15 protein-coding genes and 2 pseudogenes are annotated in these 19,605 nt (G+C 61.2%); 11 read left to right on the top strand and 6 right to left on the bottom strand.

What is annotated here, in order from left to right; all coding sequences use genetic code 11:
* Window positions 1-68 precede the first annotated feature (68 nt).
* On the top strand, window positions 69-2,162 hold the full coding sequence (locus M0746_RS05250) for an LTA synthase family protein (RefSeq protein WP_258448407.1): 2,094 nt from the start codon (window positions 69-71) through the stop codon (window positions 2,160-2,162).
* A 69-nt stretch (window positions 2,163-2,231) separates the two neighbouring features.
* Here M0746_RS05250 and M0746_RS05255 read toward each other — a convergent pair whose 3' ends face one another.
* Window positions 2,232-2,390 (bottom strand): DUF3309 family protein, encoded by a 159-nt coding sequence (locus M0746_RS05255; RefSeq protein ID WP_172833327.1) that lies wholly within the window; start codon window positions 2,388-2,390, stop codon window positions 2,232-2,234.
* Window positions 2,391-2,689: 299 nt separating this feature from the next.
* On the opposite strand from M0746_RS05255, the gene M0746_RS05260 reads away from it, so the two are divergent.
* From M0746_RS05260 to csrA, 3 genes are all read left to right on the top strand, one after another.
* Window positions 2,690-3,505: an SDR family oxidoreductase gene (locus M0746_RS05260; protein WP_258448408.1), complete on the top strand. Its 816-nt coding sequence runs from the start codon at window positions 2,690-2,692 to the stop codon at window positions 3,503-3,505.
* 63 nt (window positions 3,506-3,568) lie between these two features.
* Window positions 3,569-3,901 (top strand): YnfA family protein, encoded by a 333-nt coding sequence (locus M0746_RS05265; protein ID WP_180698470.1) that lies wholly within the window; start codon window positions 3,569-3,571, stop codon window positions 3,899-3,901.
* A gap of 135 nt (window positions 3,902-4,036) precedes the next feature.
* Window positions 4,037-4,222, top strand: coding sequence for a carbon storage regulator CsrA (gene csrA / locus M0746_RS05270; protein WP_090285114.1), 186 nt, complete (start codon window positions 4,037-4,039; stop codon window positions 4,220-4,222).
* A 3-nt stretch (window positions 4,223-4,225) separates the two neighbouring features.
* On the opposite strand, the gene M0746_RS05275 is transcribed toward csrA, so the two are convergent.
* The 4 genes and pseudogenes from M0746_RS05275 to M0746_RS05290 all read right to left on the bottom strand — a co-directional run bounded on the left by M0746_RS05275 (window position 4,226) and on the right by M0746_RS05290 (window position 9,474).
* Window positions 4,226-4,453: a YheU family protein gene (locus tag M0746_RS05275; protein ID WP_003172962.1), complete on the bottom strand. Its 228-nt coding sequence runs from the start codon at window positions 4,451-4,453 to the stop codon at window positions 4,226-4,228.
* Between the two features lie 171 nt (window positions 4,454-4,624).
* Window positions 4,625-5,814, bottom strand: a pseudogene (locus M0746_RS05280) (osmoprotectant NAGGN system M42 family peptidase).
* 138 nt (window positions 5,815-5,952) lie between these two features.
* Window positions 5,953-7,698: an N-acetylglutaminylglutamine synthetase gene (gene ngg, locus M0746_RS05285; protein WP_258448409.1), complete on the bottom strand. Its 1,746-nt coding sequence runs from the start codon at window positions 7,696-7,698 to the stop codon at window positions 5,953-5,955.
* Window positions 7,699-7,701: 3 nt separating this feature from the next.
* Window positions 7,702-9,474, bottom strand: coding sequence for an N-acetylglutaminylglutamine amidotransferase (locus M0746_RS05290; protein ID WP_258448410.1), 1,773 nt, complete (start codon window positions 9,472-9,474; stop codon window positions 7,702-7,704).
* A 243-nt stretch (window positions 9,475-9,717) separates the two neighbouring features.
* On the opposite strand from M0746_RS05290, the gene M0746_RS05295 reads away from it, so the two are divergent.
* The 5 genes from M0746_RS05295 to M0746_RS05315 all read left to right on the top strand — a co-directional run bounded on the left by M0746_RS05295 (window position 9,718) and on the right by M0746_RS05315 (window position 14,543).
* Window positions 9,718-9,999, top strand: a complete 282-nt coding sequence (locus M0746_RS05295; protein WP_258448411.1) for a hypothetical protein — start codon at window positions 9,718-9,720, stop codon at window positions 9,997-9,999.
* Complete coding sequence (locus tag M0746_RS05300) at window positions 9,996-11,534, top strand: dermonecrotic toxin domain-containing protein (RefSeq protein ID WP_258448412.1); 1,539 nt, start codon at window positions 9,996-9,998, stop codon at window positions 11,532-11,534. Before M0746_RS05295 ends, M0746_RS05300 begins: the two co-directional genes overlap by 4 nt.
* A complete protein-coding gene (locus M0746_RS05305; protein ID WP_258448413.1) occupies window positions 11,507-12,376 on the top strand; it encodes a hypothetical protein in 870 nt (289 codons plus the stop codon). The genes M0746_RS05300 and M0746_RS05305 overlap by 28 nt, the downstream gene beginning before the upstream one ends.
* A 62-nt stretch (window positions 12,377-12,438) precedes the next feature.
* The gene (locus tag M0746_RS05310; protein ID WP_258448414.1) at window positions 12,439-13,602 is read left to right on the top strand and encodes a leucine-rich repeat domain-containing protein; all 1,164 of its coding nucleotides are present in this window, start codon (window positions 12,439-12,441) and stop codon (window positions 13,600-13,602) included.
* Complete coding sequence (locus tag M0746_RS05315; RefSeq protein WP_258448415.1) at window positions 13,596-14,543, top strand: NEL domain-containing protein; 948 nt, start codon at window positions 13,596-13,598, stop codon at window positions 14,541-14,543. The genes M0746_RS05310 and M0746_RS05315 overlap by 7 nt, the downstream gene beginning before the upstream one ends.
* Window positions 14,544-14,546: 3 nt before the next feature.
* On the opposite strand, the pseudogene mnmC reads toward M0746_RS05315, so the two are convergent.
* Window positions 14,547-16,525, bottom strand: a pseudogene (mnmC, locus tag M0746_RS05320) (bifunctional tRNA (5-methylaminomethyl-2-thiouridine)(34)-methyltransferase MnmD/FAD-dependent 5-carboxymethylaminomethyl-2-thiouridine(34) oxidoreductase MnmC).
* 173 nt (window positions 16,526-16,698) lie between these two features.
* Here mnmC and pap point away from each other — a divergent pair.
* The gene (gene pap / locus M0746_RS05325; RefSeq protein WP_258448416.1) at window positions 16,699-18,213 is read left to right on the top strand and encodes a polyphosphate:AMP phosphotransferase; all 1,515 of its coding nucleotides are present in this window, start codon (window positions 16,699-16,701) and stop codon (window positions 18,211-18,213) included.
* 103 nt (window positions 18,214-18,316) lie between these two features.
* Window positions 18,317-19,501 (top strand): thiolase family protein, encoded by a 1,185-nt coding sequence (locus tag M0746_RS05330; RefSeq protein WP_258448417.1) that lies wholly within the window; start codon window positions 18,317-18,319, stop codon window positions 19,499-19,501.
* The last annotated feature ends 104 nt before the right edge of the window (window positions 19,502-19,605 follow it).

A 19,605-nucleotide genomic window follows, 5' to 3' on the forward strand; every position in this document is an offset into this window, starting at 1 on the left:
TGACCAATAGAGGGCATGGCGCCGCTTCATTCTTTGCAACTTCAACTTCCAATGGGTCCTAAAACGACATGGCAAACCCGGACGCCCTGAATCAGCAGCGATCTTCCAGTCGCCTGCTGCAACCGACCGTCAAATCGCATCTGGCCTACACGCTGCTTTGTGCGCTGGTCATGATGGTGATGTTTTCCGTGCTGCGCCTCGCGCTGCTGGTCTACAACCGCGAGATGATCCTCGACACCCCGGTCTCGACCTTCCTTGAAGCGTTCGTCAACGGCCTGCGCTTCGACCTGCGCCTGGTGGTCTACCTGTGCATTCCGCTGGTGCTGGCGCTGTTCAGTGCCCGCGCCATGGCCGCGCGCGGTTTCTTCCGCCTGTGGCTGACCATCGCGTCGAGCATTGCGCTGTTCCTCGGCCTGATGGAGATGGATTTCTATCGCGAGTTTCACCAGCGCCTCAACGGTCTGGTGTTCCAGTACGTGAAGGAAGACCCGAAAACCGTGATGAGCATGCTCTGGTACGGTTTCCCGGTGGTTCGCTACCTGCTGGCGTGGGTCATCGGCACGGTCATTCTGACCCTCGCGTTCAAAGGCGCCGACCGCGCCACCCGCCCGCGCGGGCCGTTCAGCGGCGGCAGTGTCAGCTCGCGTCAGGTCGCGCCGTGGTACACCCGTCTGGCGGTGTTCGTGGTCTGCCTGCTGATCTGCGTAGTCGCTGCTCGTGGCACCTTGCGTCAGGGTCCGCCCATGCGTTGGGGCGACGTGTACACCACCGATTCCAACTTCGCCAACCAGCTCGGCCTCAACGGCACGCTGTCGCTGATCGCTGCCGCCAAGGCGCGCATGGGCGAGGACCGCGACAATATCTGGAAAGCCACGTTGCCGCAGGAACAGGCGCAAAAAGTGGTGCGCGACATGCTGCTGATGCCGGACGACAAACTGGTCGACGCCGACATCGCGGCGGTGCGCCGTGATTACATGCCGCCAGCCGACAAGACCCTGCCGATCAAGAACGTCGTGGTGATCCTGATGGAAAGCATGGCCGGCCACTCGGTCGGTGCTTTGGGCGCGCCGGGCAACATCACCCCGTACCTGGACAAGCTGTCTAAGGAAGGCCTGCTGTTCGACCGCTTCTTCTCCAACGGCACACACACCCACCAGGGCATGTTCGCGACCATGGCCTGCTTCCCCAACCTGCCGGGTTTCGAATACCTGATGCAGACCCCGGAAGGCAGCCACAAGTTGTCCGGCCTGCCGCAGTTGCTCAGTGCGCGTAACTACGACGACGTCTACGTCTACAACGGCGATTTCGCCTGGGACAACCAGTCGGGCTTCTTCAGCAACCAGGGCATGACCAACTTCGTCGGCCGCAACGACTTCGTCAATCCGGTGTTCTCCGACCCGACGTGGGGCGTGTCCGACCAGGACATGTTCGACCGTGGCCTGCAGGAGCTGAAGGCGCGGGAAAACGGCAAACCGTTCTATGCGCTGCTGCAAACCCTGTCCAACCACACGCCATACGCCTTGCCGACGCCATTGCCGGTCGAGCGCGTGACTGACCGTGGCAGCCTCAACGAACACCTGACCGCGATGCGCTACTCCGACTGGGCGCTGGGCCAGTTCTTCGAGAAGGCGCGCAAGGAGAAGTACTTCAACGAAACCCTGTTCGTCATTGTCGGCGACCATGGCTTCGGCAACGAGCGCCAGATCACCGAAATGGACCTGGGCCGCTTCAACGTGCCGATGCTGATGATCGCTCCGGGCATCCAGCAGAAGTTCGGCACCCGTGACCATACCGTCGGCACGCAGATCGACATCGTGCCGACCATCATGGGGCGTCTCGGTGGCGAGGTGCGTCACCAGTGCTGGGGCCGCGACTTGCTCAATCTGCCGCAGGGCGACACCGGTTTCGGTGTGATCAAGCCGTCGGGCAGCGAGCAGACCACGGCGATCGTCACCGCCGACCAGATTCTGGTGTTGCCGCGCGACAAGGACATGGGACCGAAAATCTGGCAATACCAACTCGGTGCCAATCCGCATGCCGAAGTGGTGCCGGATGCACCGCGTACCGCCGAACTGAAACTCAAGCTGGAAGCGTTCCTGCAAACCGCGACCAAGAGCCTGCTGGATAACACCGCCGGGGTGATTCACGGCAAGCCGGACTGATCATTGTTGAAAGACGCGCAATAAAAAAGAGGCCCTGAACAGGGCCTCTTTTTTTACAGCTTCAAATCGTCATATCTTGCCGAGTAACAACAACACCAACAGCACGACCAGTACGACACCGATGATGCCCGACGGACCATAACCCCAACTTCTGGAGTGCGGGAAGACCGGCAGACCACCGATCAGCAACAGGATCAGGATGATGATAAGAATTGTGCCCATGTCTATTTCCTTGTTGGTAATGTCGAGAAGTCTTGATGTTCAAGGGCGACTGGAAACTAATTAATTCCAGGCTGCTTACAAGTTCCGACTTGCGTCCATGAGAAAAAATTCAATGTTTTTTTAATGTATTTGGATTGCAGGGTTATTTCTTTTTGTCGCCCGCCTAGTTCAGAACTTACTCGACGCCATTGAATCCAACGCGCCCCGGTTTGCATTCACCATTCAGCAATCTGATGGAGCGTGGGTGGTAGCCGATCGTTCGCTACACTCGGCGCATCTTTCCCGGAACAACAAGGCTGTCTGCTATGCAAAATCGCATGATGATCACTGGTGCGGGCTCGGGTCTGGGTCGCGAAATTGCGCTGCGCTGGGCGCGTGAGGGCTGGCAGCTGGCGCTGTCCGATGTCAGTGAGCCCGGCCTGCAGGAAACCCTGAAGCGGGTCCGCGAGGCCGGCGGTGACGGTTTCATCCAGCGCTGCGATGTGCGCGATTACAGCCAGCTCACGGCCTTCGCCCAAGCCTGTGAAGAGAAGCTCGGCGGCGTCGACATTATCGTCAACAACGCCGGTGTGGCGTCGGGCGGTTTCTTCAGCGAGTTGTCGCTGGAAGACTGGGACTGGCAGATCGCGATCAACCTCATGGGTGTGGTCAAGGGCTGCAAGGCGTTCCTGCCGCTGCTGGAGCAAAGCAAAGGCAAGATCATCAATATCGCCTCTATGGCGGCGCTGATGCAGGGGCCGGCGATGAGTAACTACAACGTGGCCAAGGCCGGTGTGGTGGCGCTTTCGGAAAGTCTGTTGATCGAACTGGCGCAACAGGAAGTCGGTGTGCACGTGGTTTGCCCGTCGTTCTTTCAGACCAACCTGCTCGATTCGTTCCGGGGGCCGACTCCGGCGATGAAGGCCCAGGTGGGCAAGTTGCTGGAAAGTTCGCCCATCAGTGCCGCGGATATCGCCGACTACATCTACCAGCAAGTGGCCGCCGGGGAATTCATGATCCTGCCCCACGAACAAGGGCGCATGGCCTGGGCGATCAAGCAGAAGAACCCGCAGTTGCTCTACAACGAAATGACCAGCATGGCCGAAAAAATGCGCGCCAAGGCCAAACAGAACAACGGCTGAACTTGCCCGCAGCAGACGGCGTCGTTAGGGTGGCCGCAACGGTCACCCTGTCGAGACACATCGATGCTCAATTACTTGTGGTTTTTCCTCGCGGCGCTGTTCGAGATCGCCGGTTGTTTCGCCTTCTTCATGTGGCTGCGTCAAGGCAAAAGTGCGCTGTGGGTGATTCCGGCGCTGTTGAGTCTGACGTTGTTCGCGCTGTTGCTGACTCGCGTCGAAGCCAACTACGCCGGGCGCGCGTATGCCGCTTACGGCGGTATCTACATCGTCGCTTCGATTGGCTGGCTGATGGTGGTCGAGCGCGTGCGCCCATTGGGCTCTGACTGGGTCGGTGTGGCGTTGTGCGTGATCGGCGCCAGCGTGATCCTGTTCGGGCCGCGTTTTTCGGCGGCTTGAGGGTGTTTTGCAGGAAACGTCTTACGGCTCTGAGCGCGCAAGGCTGTAAGGCAAAACTGATTTGCCTGCTGCGCATTGTGCCGCCGCCGCAAGCCGCGCATCTTCAGGGTTCGCTAACCTTGAAGGACCTATCTCATGCTTGTACTCAGCCGTGTCGTTGGTGAGTTGATTTCAATCGGTGACGACATTTCCCTGCGCGTTCTGTCGGTCAATGGCTCCAGCGTGCGCTTCGGCGTCGAAGCCCCGCAAAACGTGCATGTGCACCGCTCCGAAGTCTACGACCGGATCAAGCGCAAGGAAGGTGTGCAAAAGGTTCGCTGAGCCTCAGTCGAACAAATGCTTGGGGACATCGTGCTTGAGCATCAACTGGCACTGCTCGCTTTCCGGGTCGAAGACAATCAACGCCTGGCCCTTGGTCAGCGCCTGGCGTACGCGCAATACCCGGGTTTCCAGCGGCGTGTCATCGCCATTGTCGGTACCGTCGCGGGTGACGAAGTCCTCGATCAGGCGGGTGAGGGTGTCGACTTCAAGCGCGTCGTGGGGAATCAGCATGGGCACCTCGGCTAAATCAATGTCGGGATGCTACGGCGAATGGTGTTGGCCTGCCAGTTTTTGTAGTGCCTCGACCGGCGCCATCGCGAGCAGGCTCACTCCTGCAGGGGAACGCATTCCAATTGTAGGAGTGAGCCTGCTCGCGATAGCGGTATCTCAGACAACGATGCTCTAACTGTCGGAACGCTGCCCCACCAGACTGTCCACCGGCGGCACCCGCGTTTCGCTCTCCATCTGCGTGTCGTGTTCGATCTGATGACTGAAGCGGTCCAGCGAGGCATTGGCCGGGGCCGCGTCGCTGGCGAACACCGGCGGGCTCAGAATGTAGGCGCCGAGCAACCGGCTCAACGCCGCCAGACTGTCGATGTGCGTGCGTTCATAACCGTGAGTCGCATCGCAGCCAAAGGCAAGCAGGGCGGTGCGGATGTCGTGCCCGGCAGTCACCGCCGAATGGGCGTCGCTGAAGTAGTAGCGGAACATGTCGCGGCGCACCGGCAATTCGTGCTCACCGGCCAGGCGCAACAAGTGTCGCGACAGGTGATAGTCATACGGCCCGCCGGAATCCTGCATCGCCACGCTGACCGCATGTTCACTGGAATGCTGGCCCGGTGCGACCGGGGCGATGTCGATGCCGACGAATTCACTGACGTCCCACGGCAATGCCGCCGCCGCGCCACTGCCGGTTTCCTCGGTGATGGTGAACAGCGGATGGCAATCGATCATCAATTCCTGGCCACTGTCGATGATGGCCTTAAGTGCGGCAAGCAGCGCCGCGACACCGGCCTTGTCATCCAGGTGGCGGGCGCTGATATGGCCGCTGTCGGTGAACTCCGGCAGCGGATCGAACGCGACCACGTCGCCGACGCTGATGCCCAGGGATTCGCAATCGGCCTTGGTCGTGCAATAAGCGTCGAGGCGCAGTTCGACGTGGTCCCAACTGATCGGCATCTCATCGACCTGGGTATTGAACGCATGCCCGGACGCCATCAGCGGCAAGACACTGCCGCGAATCACGCCGCTGTCGGTGAACAGGCTGACGCGGCTGCCCTCGGCAAAACGGCTCGACCAGCAGCCAACCGGGGCGAGGGTCAGGCGACCGTTGTCCTTGACCGCGCGGACCGCGGCGCCAATGGTGTCGAGGTGCGCCGAGACCGCGCGGTCGGGGCTGTTCTTCTTGCCCTTGAGCGTGGCACGAATGGTCCCGCGCCGGGTCATTTCGAACGGGATGCCGAGTTCTTCCAGACGCTCGGCGACATAGCGCACGATGGTGTCGGTGAAACCGGTAGGGCTGGGAATGGCGAGCATTTCCAGCAGGACTTTTGCAGGTAGTTCAGATCCGGTTCGGGGATTTGCAGGGTCATGGAAACTCCTGATGGGTTGAGCGCTGATCGTTCCCACGCTCAGCGTGGGAATGCCTCAAGGGACGCTCCGCGTTCCAAAGGGACGCAGAGCGTCCCAAGCTGCATTCCCACGCCGAGCGTGGGAACGATCGGAAGGGTTCAGACTGCCGACTGACTATGCGGAAACAACAGATCGACAAAGCGTTCCGCCGTCGGTTGCGGCTCGTGGTTGGCCAGGCCGGCGCGTTCGTTGGCTTCGATAAAAACGTACTCCGGCTGATCCGCTGCCGGCACCATCAGATCGAGGCCGACCATCGGGATATCCAGCGCCCGCGCCGCCCGCACAGCTGCGTCGACAAGGGTTGGATGCAGAATCGCCGTGACATCTTCCAGCGTGCCGCCGGTGTGCAGATTGGCGGTGCGGCGCACGAACAGATGTTCGCCGGCCGGCAGAACGCTGTCGTAGGTGTAACCGGCCGCGTGCAAGGTGCGTTCGGTTTCGTGATCGACGGGGATCTTGCTTTCGCCACCGGTGGCGGCTTGCCGACGTCGGCTCTGTGCCTCGATCAGCGCACCGATCGAATGCTGACCGTCACCGACCACTTCGGCAGGCTTGCGGATGGCCGCCGCGACCACTTCGAAACCGATCACCACGATGCGCAGATCAAGGCCTTCGTGGAAGCTCTCGAGCAGCACCCGGCTGTCGAATTGGCGCGCGGCTTCGATGGCTTGCTGCACGTCTTCGATGGTCTGCAGATCGACCGCCACGCCCTGGCCCTGTTCGCCATCGAGCGGCTTGACCACCACTCGCTGATGCTCGTCGAGAAAGGCCAGATTGTCATCGGCATTACCCGCCAGTTGCTGCGCGGGCAGATTCAGCCCGGCGGCTTTCAGCACTTTGTGGGTCAGGCTTTTGTCCTGGCACAGGGTCATGCTGATCGCGCTGGTCAGGTCGCTCAACGATTCACGGCAGCGCACCCGGCGCGCGCCATGGCTGAGGGTGAACAGGCCCGCATCGGCATCATCGACCTGCACGTCGATGCCGCGTCGATGGGCTTCCTCGACAATGATTCGCGCGTACGGGTTGAATTGCGCCTCCGGTCCCGGGCCGAGAAACAGCGGCTGGTTGATGCCGTTCTTGCGCTTGATGGCGAAGGTCGGCAGGTTGCGGAAACCGAGTTTGGCGTAGAGGTTTTTCGCCTGACGGTTATCGTGCAACACCGACAGATCGAGGTAGCTCAAACCGCGACTCATGAAATGCTCGATCAAGTGCCGCACCAGCACTTCACCGACACCCGGACGCGAGCACTGCGGGTCCACCGCCAGGCACCACAGGCTGCTGCCGTTTTCCGGATCGTTGAACGCGTTTTGATGATTGAGGCCCATGACGCTGCCGATCACCGCGCCGCTGTCTTCATCCTCGGCCAGCCAGTACACCGGGCCGCCCTGATGATGCGGGGTCAGCAATTCGGGATCGATCGGCAACATGCCGCGCGCCTGATACAAACGGTTGATGCCTTGCCAGTCCGCCTCGCTCTGCGCACGCCGAATACGAAAGCCGCGAAACACCCGCGTGGATTGGCGGTAATCACTGAACCACAGGCGCAGCGTGTCGGACGGATCGAGGAACAGCTGCGTCGGCTCGAGGCCGAGAATCTGCTGCGGCGCGGCGACGTACAAGGCAATGTCGCGTTCGCCGGGTTGTTCGTTGAGCAGTTCCTGCGCCAGCGATGCCGGGTCGGGGAAGGTATGGCCGATCAGCAATCGGCCCCAGCCGCAATGCACGGCAATCGGGGCGCAGGGCAGGGTGCTGCCGTCTTCGGCCAGACGCGCTTGCAGACGTTCGTACGACGGCGCCTGACCACGCAGCAGGCGTTGGTTGATGGACGTGGCATGGGGTTTCATCAATCAGATTCCTTGTTCACTGAGCCACAGGTTCAGCGCCGCCAGTTGCCACAGTTTCGAACCGCGCAACGGGGTCAACTGGCCTTGAGGGTCAGTCAGAAGCTTGTCGAGCATGCTCGGGTTGAACAGGCCGCGATCCTGACTCGGATCCAGCAGCAGTTCGCGCACCCAGTTGAGCGTGTCACCCTGCAAATGTTTGAGGCCGGGCACCGGGAAATAGCCTTTCTTGCGGTCGATCACTTCACTTGGAATGACCCGACGCGCGGCTTCCTTGAGTACCTGTTTGCCGCCATCCGGCAGCTTGAACTGGCCCGGCACACGGGCCGACAGTTCGACCAGTCGATAGTCGAGAAACGGCGTACGCGCTTCCAGGCCCCAGGCCATGGTCATGTTGTCGACCCGCTTGACCGGGTCATCGACCAGCATCACCGTGCTGTCCAGGCGCAAGGCCTTGTCGACCGCCGCGTCAGCGCCGGGCTGGGCGAAGTGTTCCTTGACGAAGTCACCGGCGGCGTCATTGGCCGTGAGCCATTTCGGCTGCACGGTGGCGGCGTAATCGTCGTAGCTGCGGTCGAAAAACGCCGCACGATAAGCCGCGTACGGATCGGCTGCACCATCGACTTGCGGATACCAGTGATAACCGGCAAACAATTCGTCGGCACCCTGACCGCTCTGCACCACTTTGCAATGCTTGGCCACTTCCCGCGACAGCAGGTAAAAGGCGATGCAGTCGTGGCTGACCATCGGCTCGCTCATCGCGCGGAACGCGGCGGGCAGTTGCTCGATGATTTCTTTCTCGTCGATGCGCAGTTGGTGGTGCTGAGTGCCGTAGTGTTTGGCGATCAGGTCGGAATACTGGAATTCGTCACCGCGTTCGCCGCCAGCGTCCTGAAAACCGATGGAAAAGGTCGACAGGTTCTCGACGCCGACTTCACGCAACAGGCCGACGAGCATGCTCGAATCGACACCGCCGGAGAGCAACACACCGACATCGACTGCGGCGCGTTGACGAATCGCCACGGCTTCGCGGGTGCTGTCGAGGACGCGGTCGACCCAGTCTTCCAGGTTGAGATTTTTCTCGTCTTCGTGCGGGCCGTAGGGCAGGGTCCACCAGGTTTTCTGCTCGGTGCTGCCGTCGGCTTCGATGCGCATCCAGCTCGCTGGTGGCAGCTTTTCGATCCCCGCCAGCAGCGTGCGCGGTGCCGGCACCACAGCGTGGAAATTCAGATAGTGATTGAGTGCCACCGGATCGAGAATCGGGTTGATATCGCCGCCCTTGAGCAGCGCCGGCAGGGCCGAGGCGAAACGCAGGCGCTGACCGGTGCGCGACAGGTACAGCGGCTTAACGCCGAGACGGTCACGGGCAATGAACAGGCGCTGCGTGTCGCGCTCCCAGATGGCGAAGGCGAACATGCCGTTGAGCTTGGGCAGCAGCGCCTCGCCCCAAGCGTGATAACCCTTGAGCAGCACTTCGGTGTCACCGCCGGAGTAGAACGCGTAACCCAGCGCTTCGAGTTCGGCGCGCAGTTCCGGAAAGTTATAAATGGCGCCGTTGAAGGCCAGCGACAGGCCCAGTTGGCTGTCGATCATCGGCTGCGCCGAGCCGTCCGACAGGTCCATGATTTTCAGGCGACGATGGCCCAGGGCAATCGGCCCTTGGGCATGGAAGCCCCACGCGTCAGGGCCACGCGGAGCCAGGTGATGGGTGATGCGCTCAATGGCTGCAAGGTCTGCAGGTTGTTGATCAAAACGTAACTCGCCAGCTAATCCACACATAAAATCCTTACCGGTTTTTCCGTTGGGGAGGGGTCAAACGGGACCTCGCCAAAAGGGCGGGTACTCAGAAACTGACCCGCCACGGTAGGTGGAGTTTTAGAACGATAAGTTATAAGTGGGGGTTCGGGTCCGATTACGACCGTTGAACTTGCAGGTTTATAGCGGCAATAGGTAGATACCACCGGCCATCCCCGCCATTCGATAAGTTCATCGGCCCCAACCCGCAATAAAGGACTATTGCCGATGCCCGACACAGTGAACACAACCGCGCCGAGTGACGACGCCATCCTGCGCACGCTGCTCGACGCCACCGCCGATCTCGACACCGCGCAAACATTGCAGAAAACCTTGCCGGCCTGCCTGCTCAAAGCCAGCCCCGCCACCTTGGCCACCCTTGATCAGACGGCGCGCGACCTGCACGCCGCGCAAGTACGGGTCGACAAGGACTTGCTCGCGCTGAAACCCTTGCCCGGTTTCTGCGTGGATGAATTGCACACGGCCCTGGGGATAAATGGCCTGCGGTGACGTTCGATGTCGAGAAAGACTATCTGAGTCTGCCTGGTGTCGATTGCGGTTGCCCGGCAACCTCCACCGATGAAGACGGCGTGCAGACCTTTCCCCACGCCACGCCGACCCTGCTGCAAGCGGCGATGCAGAACTTCAGCGAGGATGAGGCAGAAGACACCTTTCCGCAGGGCAGCTTCATACGCATCAGCAGTGCCGCCCAGGGCGTAAGCGGACTGACACCGGTGGCTTTCGCCAAACTGTGCCGCGAACTCGACCTGGGCAAACGTTATCAGGAGCATTTTCAGAAGGTTTTCGGCCTGCGCGACAGCAATGGCAAGGTCGTCGCCACCAGCACCATGACCCGCGACGTCGCCACACTGAAAAAGCGCCTGTTTCAACTGGACCTGCAACTGGCCGGCCTGCGAAAACACATCCCTGACACCACGCAGCAAGTCCTGCAAAAGCTGCTCGACAACGATGGCGTCATACCGCCCAAGACCCTGCTTTACAACAAGCGGGCGATGATCATGCAAGGCGTCAAGCTCCTCGACAGTTGCATCTGGGGTGTGGTGGTGTTTTCCAGCCGCTCGGTTGAGTTGTATCCGAACGAACGGTGCGTGGTGTATATGCCCGGCGAGCCGCAACGGCCGCTGTACGAATATTCAAGCTTCAAGGCCTTCAAGCAATATCTGACGCAACAGTTGCAGGTGACGAGCTACAAGGATTACTTCGCCAACAGCCTTGATGAAGACGACAAGGCCGACTTCTTCAAAACCTTCACCGACAGCAAGGACCTGGCGACCGTCAAGCAATGGCCGATCAGCGTCGGACTGTTCGAGTTCATGGTGCAAAGCCATGTCGGCAAGCTGCAGCTGGACGCGCGCAAGCTGGCAGTGCCGACCGCCGATATCGATGAAGAGCTGCGGAAAAAACGCTTGCTCGACTTTCTTCAATTGGGCGTGACGGTGCTCTCGGTCGCCGGGCTGTTCTTGCCGGTGCTCGGGCAATTGATGATGGGTGTCGCGGTCGGGCAGATGCTGGGCGAGGTTTTTGAAGGTGTCGAGGACTGGCGCCGTGGCGATCATCAGCAAGCCCTGTCGCATCTGCTCAGCGTGGTGGAAAACATCGCTGCCATGGCGGCCTTTGCCGGGGGCAAAAAGCGCTGGGGGCACTGGGCAAAAAACTGCTGCAGGCGCACCCGCAGTTTTTCGCGCAATTCACCGCCATTACCAACGGCGCGAGCCAGCCACGGTTGTGGAAGCCTGATCTGGCGCTTTACGAACATGCTTTGCCGACGGGGTTCACCATCGCTGCGGACTCCAAAGACTTTTATCAGATCGGCGAGAAGACCATGGGCCGCGTCGACCATCGAATCTTCGCCGGTGACTATGCTCCCGACAGTAAGGTCTGGCGCCTGCAACATGCACGGCGTGCGCAGGCCTACGTGCCAGAAATTACCCGACACATCGAAGGCGGCTGGCGCCTTCCCGCCGAACAGCCTGAGCAATGGAGCAGTAACGCCTACGTGCTCAAACGCATCGATCCGCAGTTGAGCGAGTTCGCCGATACCGATCTGGACATGTTGCGTCGCCTCAGCGACGTCCTGCCCGAGGACTTGCAGCGGGTTTTCATTGACAACCTGAGCCTGCCCGAGCGCTTGCGTGATGGCGTCGAGCGCGCGCGTCTGGCTCGGCAATTAAGCACCCTGACGCGTGAGCTACAGGACGGCGAGATCCACTCCGGGCAGCCGGTTGAAGAGCAGTTGCATACCTTGCCGACAATGAAGGGCTGGCCGACCGACCGTTACATCGAGGTGACCGATGCCGAAGGCAATGTGAGCGCAACCTATCCGGAGACCAAAGTGCTCGACGAATCCTTGGGCGTAGTGGTCGATGATCACCAGTTGGCCGAAGGCCGGTTACTGCAGACCGTTGTCGAGGGGCTGTATCAAAGCGAGGTCGAGGCCTTGCTCGGAAGCAAAGTCGCAAAAAACCTTCAGCATTCGGCACTGGCAAAAAAACTCGGCGCAGCGCTCAAGGTCGACCATCGCACGGCATTCGAGCGCATGTATCGCCGCTACGACCAGAGCGACGCTGATGAGGTGCTGAAACTTCGCAAGGTCTTTGCCGACATCCCCGCGCGCTACGCGAAAAAACTCATCGAGCAGGCGCCAGGCATGCAGCGCCAGAGCCTGCGCGCGAGCGGGCGCGTGGCGTTGACGCTCGGACAAAACGTGAGGAGTGTCAGCGCTCAGGTGCGCCTCGATCGGGCGCTCGCCGGGTTTCACTGGCCCCGTCTGGCTAACGACGACACCGACAAACTGGCGGTTCAGCTGCTGCCGCGCCTCAGTGGCTGGGACTCACAGGTACGCCTGGAAATACGCGAAAAAAGCTGAGCGGAGCGCTTCTGCAAGCCGTCGGCGACGCGTCGGCGGCTGCCGACAAAAAATGCTCGCTGGTGAAGTCCGCCACAGGCTATGAAGCGTTTGACGGCAGCGGTAAATCCCGGGGCAAAGTCGCCGCCGGCCCCAACGCGTTGTTTGACGCCATCCTCAAGGCCGTCCCGACGCAGCCGCCCAAGAGCCTCGCAGGCAGTGCCGACACACTGCCGGTCGACGCCGCGGGCTTGCGCAGCCAGTTGCTTGAAAAAGCGCTGGGCGAGCGCGAGGCCACCGCGCGCGTGCTGGTCGACGGCCAATCTGCACCGGCCGATGCCGAGCCTGTCTGCGTGCAAGGCGATCAGCCCGCCGTGAACAAGCATCCGTCGGCCTTGCTGCGCAAAGTCCGCAAACTCTATCCGCGCATGACCGAGGCGCAAGCCAGTGAGTTCATCGATGGTCTGGGCAACGACGCGCTGAGTCGCGCGATGCGGGTCAAAGCCTTGCGCGGGGAGCTCGACAGTTTGCGTGACGCGCTGTTTACCTGGAGCGAGGACATCGACGCGATGAGCACCATGGGCGCGGAGCTGGCAGACGTCCGTCACAGTCGCCGCACCTTCGCCGAGCTGATCGAAAAGGGATTTCGGCGGTTTCATCAGGTGAACAACGAAAACGGCAAAGCCGTCGGCGTGCTGAACCTTGACGGCATGCGCGTCGGCAAGTTGCCGACGTTGCCGCCCGGGATCAGCTTTGACCACATTCAGCAACTGTCCATGCGCGACATGGCACTGGACGATGATGTTGTGTATTTCCTCAAATCATTCAAGCAGCTCGAGTCGCTGGAACTCGACGGCAATGCCATGACGCGCCTGCCTGAAGTGCTGTCGCACATGCCGGATCTGAAGCGCCTGAGTCTGGCGGACAACAAGATCCGGTTGACCGAGCAGACGTTGAAAAAGCTCAATGGTCTGGAAAGGCTGGAACATTTGAATCTCAATAAAAACCTGCTGGGTGCGACGCCGGATGTCGCTCGGATGCTCAATCTGCGTCGACTGTTGCTGCAAGACACCGGCATTACCGAGCTGCCCAAAGGCCTTTCGCGTCTGGCGTATCTGGAGTGGGCGGACCTGAGCGAAAACAGCATCACGAGCCTGCCGCAGTGGCTGTTCAAAACATCGAGACGCTTCAGTCGGGCGCTCAACCTGCGCCTCAATCCCTGGACGATCCGAGCAAAACGTTGCTGAAGACTTACCGCAACAATGTCGGCGTTGGCATGGGTTATCTGGAGGACGATATCGCTCGGCTCGATGAACAACAGGCGCGCTCGCTCTGGTTGCCTGAAGATGTCGGACCGCAAGGGCTCGAACGTGAGCGAATCTGGAACGCCTTCAAAGACGATACACGGGCCGAAGGACTGTTTCGTCTGCTCGCAGAACTCGGCAACACCGCCGATTCAGAGAAGATCAAGGACGACCTGCGACTGCGCGTCTGGAACGTGCTCGAAGCGGCAGAGAACGACGCGCAGTTGTGTGATCAGTTGCTGAATCTGGCGGCCAGTCCGATCAATTGCACAGACAGCGCGGCCATCAATTTCAGTTATCTGGAAGTGGCGGTGGAAATTGAGCGGATCACCAGCGTCGCCGGGGGCAAGATCACCAGCGCCAAACCGCTGCTCAAGCTGGGACGTGGTCTGTTCAGGCTCGAACAGTTGAACGAAATAGCCCGGGAGCATGCCGCAAAATTTCCCAGGCTCGATCCGCTGGAGGTCAACCTCGCCTATCGCACCGGTCTTGCCGAAACGCTGGATTTGCCCGGTCAGCCAAGGAACATGCGCTACGGCTCACTGGCCGGTGTCACCCAGGCTGATCTGGACGTGGCGCAAAACAGAGTCAATACCGCCGAGCTCTCGCCCAAATGGCTGCAGTTCATGAGTAAGCAGGCGTTCTGGAAGGACTACCTGCAGCGCACCTTTCCCCGCCAGTTCGCGCCTGTCGAGAATAAATTTGCACCACGACTGACTGCGCTGGACGAAAAGTCGAGCAGCCTGCCCGATGCTGACTACATGAGTCAGGCGCAGATCATCATGGCCGAAAGGGACCAAGCCCTGGAAGCGGTGTCGACGCGCCTGACCGACGAGGCGTTGCGCATCGACGACCTGGGCCTGTGTGCCAGGCCCGACGGCTGAGCATCACTTGCCGCGGATCAGTTTGCGCAAGGCGAACCGGTTCGGGTGACAGGCTTCGGCGACACTGCGTGGCAGCGGCAGCGGCTCGTTGTCCAGCCACGCCGCGAGCAGTTCGCCGGACAGCGGCGCGGTAATCAGCCCGCGCGAACCGTGGCCGCTGTTGACGTACAGGCCGTCGTGCCACGGGCAGGCGCTGTCCGGCACTTGCCGGGCGTCCTTGCTCAGCGCTGCATAGGTTTGATTGAACGCTGGCAGGTCGGCGAGGGGGCCGACAATCGGCAGGTAATCGGGGCTGGTGCAGCGGAACGCGGCGCGCCCTTCAAGGCTTTCGACTGGCTGTTGGTCGATGTGCAAACGGGCGACGAGATCGCTGGAGATCTCCTCGAGCATGGCCAGATTGCCCTGATGTTCGGCAGAGGTCGGGGTCAGGTCATCGCTGTGAAAGTCGAAACTGGCGCCGAGGGTGTGCTCGCCCAGACGCGCCGGTGCGACGTAGCCTTCGGCGCACACCACGGTCGCCAGTGCAGCACTTTGCGGCGTTTGCGCCAGACGCGTGATCTGCCCGCGAATACGCTTGAGCGGTAACTCGGCGCTTTGCGCAAAGCGCTTGATGTCGGCGGCGCCGGCCAGCACCACCACCGCAGCACTGGCGAGCAAGCGCTCGCCGTCCCACGCTTGCCACTGATCATCGACCTTGCGCAGTTGCAGCACGTCATGATGGCTGAGCAGTTCGATGTTCGGCTGCGTTGCTTGCGCCTGGCACAGTGCAGGCGGGTGCACCCAGCCGCCCTCCGGGTAGAACAAGCCGCCATGGGCTACACCGACCCCGGCACGGGCCTGCGCCGCGGGTTGCTCCAGCCACTGCAACAGATCGTCCGGGAAGGCCTCGGCCAGTTGCGCGTGACGCTCGGCTTCCTTTTCGTTGAATGCCAGCTGCAGCACCCCGCAATTGTCCCAGTCGGTGCCGCGTTGCAGGTTTTCCAGCAGACGGCGGGTGTAGCCGAAACTGCTGACGATCAGTTGCGACAGCGCCGTGCCGTGGGCGGACAATTTCAGATACAGCACGCCTTGCGGGTTGCCCGAGGCTTCTTGCGCGACGGCTTCATGGCGTTCGAGCAAGCTCACCTGCCAGCCCCGTGCAGCGAGGCTGGACGCCGTCGCACAGCCGGCCAGCCCGGCGCCGATCACCAGCGCACGGCGTTCGCCGGTCAACGGGGCAGGGCGGGCGAACCACGGTTTGTACGGCAAGGGGGCGTCACGTCCGCCGGCCAGCCGAGGAATTCGCCACGCAGGATTTCCCACTTGTGGCCGATGCCCGGCGTGCGCTTCATCTTGAACCCGGCGGCGTTGAGCAGGCGCCGCACCCAACCGGTGCTGGTAAACGTGCTGATGGTCGAACCCGGCGCCGCCAGTCGGGCCAGTTCGACGAACAGTTCAGCGGTCCACATGTCGGGGTTTTTCGCCGGGGCGAAGCCATCGAGAAACCACGCGTCGATCTGTGCGTCGAGCTGTGGCAATTGCTCCAGTGCATCGCCGATCAACAACGTCAGTGTTACCCGACCGTTGGCCAGGCTGATGCGCTGAAAACCTTCGTGGATCGCCACGTACTGTCGCAGTAATTGATCGGCCAACGGCTTGAGTTGCGGCCACAACGCCAGGGCGCGTTGCAGATCGGCCGGGCTCAGCGGGTATTTTTCCACGCTGACAAAATGCAGCCGCGCGCCGGCCGCGGCGTGTTGCTCGAACAGCTGCCAGGCGCAGAGAAAATTCAGCCCGGTGCCGAACCCGGTTTCGCCGATCACCAGCCGCCCGTTCGCCGGCAGGGCGGCAAAACGCTCGGCCAGACGGTTTTGCTCAAGGAACACGTAGCGGGTTTCGTCGAGCCCCGACTGGTCGGAGAAATACACGTCATCGAACACTCGCGAACGCGGGCGTCCGTGGTCATCCCAGTCGAGCTGGGCGTGGGGCAGTACAGGTTTCATGGCAGGCTCGGCAACGGCAAGGCCGCCATTCTAGCCGATCGCGCCGGCGCTGCTTGATCCATGGCAAGGCGCACGGCCAGGCGCCGACCGACAATCCGCGACCCGCGGGAATTTCTGCGCCGCTGTTGTGCCCAATCCGCTAGTCTTGCTGAATCCTGGAAGGAGCCGTCCCCATGTTTGAATCCGCTGAAATCGGTCACGCCATCGACGATGACACCTTTGATGCCGCTGTCCCGGCCTTGCGCGAAGCCTTGCTTGAAGCCCAGTTCGAATTGCAGCAGCAGAAGCGCTTCCCGGTGATCATTTTGATCAACGGCATCGAAGGCGCGGGCAAGGGCGAGACGGTCAAATTGCTCAACGAGTGGATGGACCCGCGCCTGATCGAGGTGCGCACTTTCGATCAGCAGACCGATGAAGAACTGGCGCGGCCGCCGGCCTGGCGCTACTGGCGGATGCTCCCGGCCAAGGGCCGCATGGGGATTTTTTTCGGTAACTGGTACAGCCAGATGTTGCAGGGGCGGGTGCACGGTTTGTTCAAGGACCCGCGTCTGGATCAGGCGATCGCCGGCGCCGAGCGTCTGGAAAAGATGCTCTGCGATGAAGGCGCGCTGATCTTCAAGTTCTGGTTTCACCTGTCCAAGAAACAGATGAAGGCGCGGCTCAAGGCACTGGCCGACGACCCGCTGCACAGCTGGCGCATCAGCCCGCTCGACTGGCAGCAATCGCAAACCTACGACAAGTTCGTCAAATACGGTGAGCGCGTGCTGCGCCGCACCAGCCGCGATTACGCGCCGTGGCATGTGATCGAAGGCGCCGATGCCAACTACCGCAGCCTGGCGGTGGGCAAGATTCTGCTGGAAGGTTTGCAGAGCGCGCTCAAACGCGCCGAGGTCAATCCTCAGGAGGTCAGCGCAGCGCCGTTGGGCACCCCGGTCGATCAATTGAACCTGCTCGACAGCCTCGACCTCAGCCAGCGACTGGACAAGAAAGACTACGAAGAACAACTGATCACCGAACAGGCGCGCCTGTCCGGGCTGATGCGCGACAAACGCATGCGTCGCCATGCACTGATCGCGGTGTTCGAAGGCAACGACGCCGCCGGCAAGGGCGGGGCGATCCGCCGAGTCGCGGCGGCGCTTGATCCGCGCCAGTACAACATCGTGCCGATTGCCGCACCGACCGAAGAGGAACGCGCACAACCGTACCTGTGGCGCTTCTGGCGGCACATCCCGGCGCGTGGCAAATTCACCGTGTTCGACCGTTCCTGGTATGGCCGCGTGCTGGTCGAGCGCATCGAAGGCTTCTGCAAGCCGGCCGACTGGTTGCGCGCCTACGGCGAGATCAACGATTTCGAGGAACAACTGGCCGACTCCGGGGTGATCGTCGTCAAGTTCTGGCTGACCATCGACAAGGACACGCAGATGGCGCGGTTTCAGGAGCGCGAAGAAATTCCGTTCAAGCGCTTCAAGATCACCGAAGACGACTGGCGCAACCGCGACAAGTGGGATGCCTATCGCTCGGCGGTCGGCGACATGGTCGATCGCACCAGCACCGAAATCGCTCCGTGGACCCTGGTCGAAGCCAATGACAAGCGCTGGGCGCGGGTCAAAGTGCTGCGCACGATCAACCGTGCTCTGGAAGAGGCGTTCGAAAAATCCGACAAGCAGGCCAAGAAACGCAAAGACTGAAGCGATGGCCGCGCATACGCCGGGTGAATGATCCTCGCGGTCGGCAAGAAGGTGGACTTATGCTCAGGTCCACTCTCAACCGACAACAACAATGAGGTATGCCATGCGTGAAGTGGTGATCGTCGACAGCGTGCGGACCGGACTGGCCAAATCCTTTCGCGGCAAGTTCAACCAGACCCGCCCCGATGACATGGCGGCGCATTGCGTCAACGCGTTGTTGACGCGCAACGACATCGACCCGGCCAGCGTCGAGGATTGCATTGTCGGCGCCGGCTCCAACGAAGGTGCGCAGGGCTATAACATTGGTCGCAACGTGGCGGTGCTGTCGCGCCTCGGCACGGGCACGGCGGGCATGACCCTCAACCGTTTCTGCTCATCGGGATTGCAGGCGATTGCGATCGCCGCCAACCAGATCGCTTCCGGTTGCAGCGACATCATCGTTGCCGGCGGCGTCGAATCGATCAGCCTGACCCTGAAAAGCGTCAACACCGATCACCTGATCAACCCGCTGCTGAAAGAGCAAACGCCCGGCATCTACTACACGATGGGCCAGACCGCCGAGGTGGTGGCGCGGCGTTATGGCGTGAGCCGTGAAGCGCAGGATCGCTACGCACTGCAAAGCCAGATCCGCACCGCGCAGGCTCAGGCCGCCGGGCTGTTCGATGATGAGATCGTGCCGATGTCGGTCAAGTATCGCGTCGAGGACAAAAACAGCGGCGAGGTGCAGATTCTCGACGGCGTGGTCGATCACGACGATTGCAACCGTCCCGACACCACTTATGAAAGCCTCGCCGGGCTGAAACCGGTGTTCGCTGACGACGGTTCGGTGACCGCTGGCAATTCCTCGCAACTGTCCGACGGCGCGTCGATGACGTTGGTGATGAGTCTGGAGAAGGCGCTTGCGCTCGGGCTCAAGCCCAAGGCGTTCTTCCGTGGCTTTACTGTCGCTGGCTGTGAGCCGGACGAAATGGGCATCGGCCCGGTGTTCTCGGTACCGAAACTGCTCAAGGCCAAGGGCTTGCAGGTGGCGGATATCGACCTGTGGGAATTGAACGAGGCGTTTGCGTCGCAGTGCCTGTACAGCCGCGACCGGTTGGAAATCGATAACGAGAAATACAACGTCAACGGCGGCTCGATTTCCATCGGCCACCCATTCGGCATGACCGGCTCACGCCAGGTCGGGCATCTGGTGCGCGAGTTGCAGCGGCGTAATCTGCGTTACGGCGTCGTGACCATGTGCGTCGGTGGCGGGATGGGGGCGAGTGGGTTGTTTGAGGCAGTGCGCTGAGCCATTGCATTTTTGTTGTCTGTTCGATTGCTATCGCTGGCAAGCCAGCTCCCACAGGTTTCGTAGCGTTTGCAAAATCTGTGTGCGCCACCATTCCTGTGGGA

The organism is Pseudomonas sp. S11P7 (assembly GCF_023195435.1).
GTDB lineage: Bacteria > Pseudomonadota > Gammaproteobacteria > Pseudomonadales > Pseudomonadaceae > Aquipseudomonas > Aquipseudomonas fluorescens_G.

Bases quoted from the DNA above. Each gene is read 5' to 3' on its own strand.
- csrA (WP_090285114.1), top strand. From the start codon at position 4,037: ATGCTTGTACTCAGCCGTGTCGTTGGTGAGTTGATTTCAATCGGTGAC.
- ngg (WP_258448409.1), bottom strand. From the start codon at position 7,698: ATGAAACCCCATGCCACGTCCATCAACCAACGCCTGCTGCGTGGTCAG.
- M0746_RS05295 (WP_258448411.1), top strand. From the start codon at position 9,718: ATGCCCGACACAGTGAACACAACCGCGCCGAGTGACGACGCCATCCTG.
- pap (WP_258448416.1), top strand. From the start codon at position 16,699: ATGTTTGAATCCGCTGAAATCGGTCACGCCATCGACGATGACACCTTT.
- M0746_RS05265 (WP_180698470.1), top strand. From the start codon at position 3,569: ATGCTCAATTACTTGTGGTTTTTCCTCGCGGCGCTGTTCGAGATCGCC.
- M0746_RS05290 (WP_258448410.1), bottom strand. From the start codon at position 9,474: ATGTGTGGATTAGCTGGCGAGTTACGTTTTGATCAACAACCTGCAGAC.
- M0746_RS05260 (WP_258448408.1), top strand. From the start codon at position 2,690: ATGCAAAATCGCATGATGATCACTGGTGCGGGCTCGGGTCTGGGTCGC.
- M0746_RS05275 (WP_003172962.1), bottom strand. From the start codon at position 4,453: ATGCTGATTCCCCACGACGCGCTTGAAGTCGACACCCTCACCCGCCTG.
- M0746_RS05250 (WP_258448407.1), top strand. From the start codon at position 69: ATGGCAAACCCGGACGCCCTGAATCAGCAGCGATCTTCCAGTCGCCTG.
- M0746_RS05330 (WP_258448417.1), top strand. From the start codon at position 18,317: ATGCGTGAAGTGGTGATCGTCGACAGCGTGCGGACCGGACTGGCCAAA.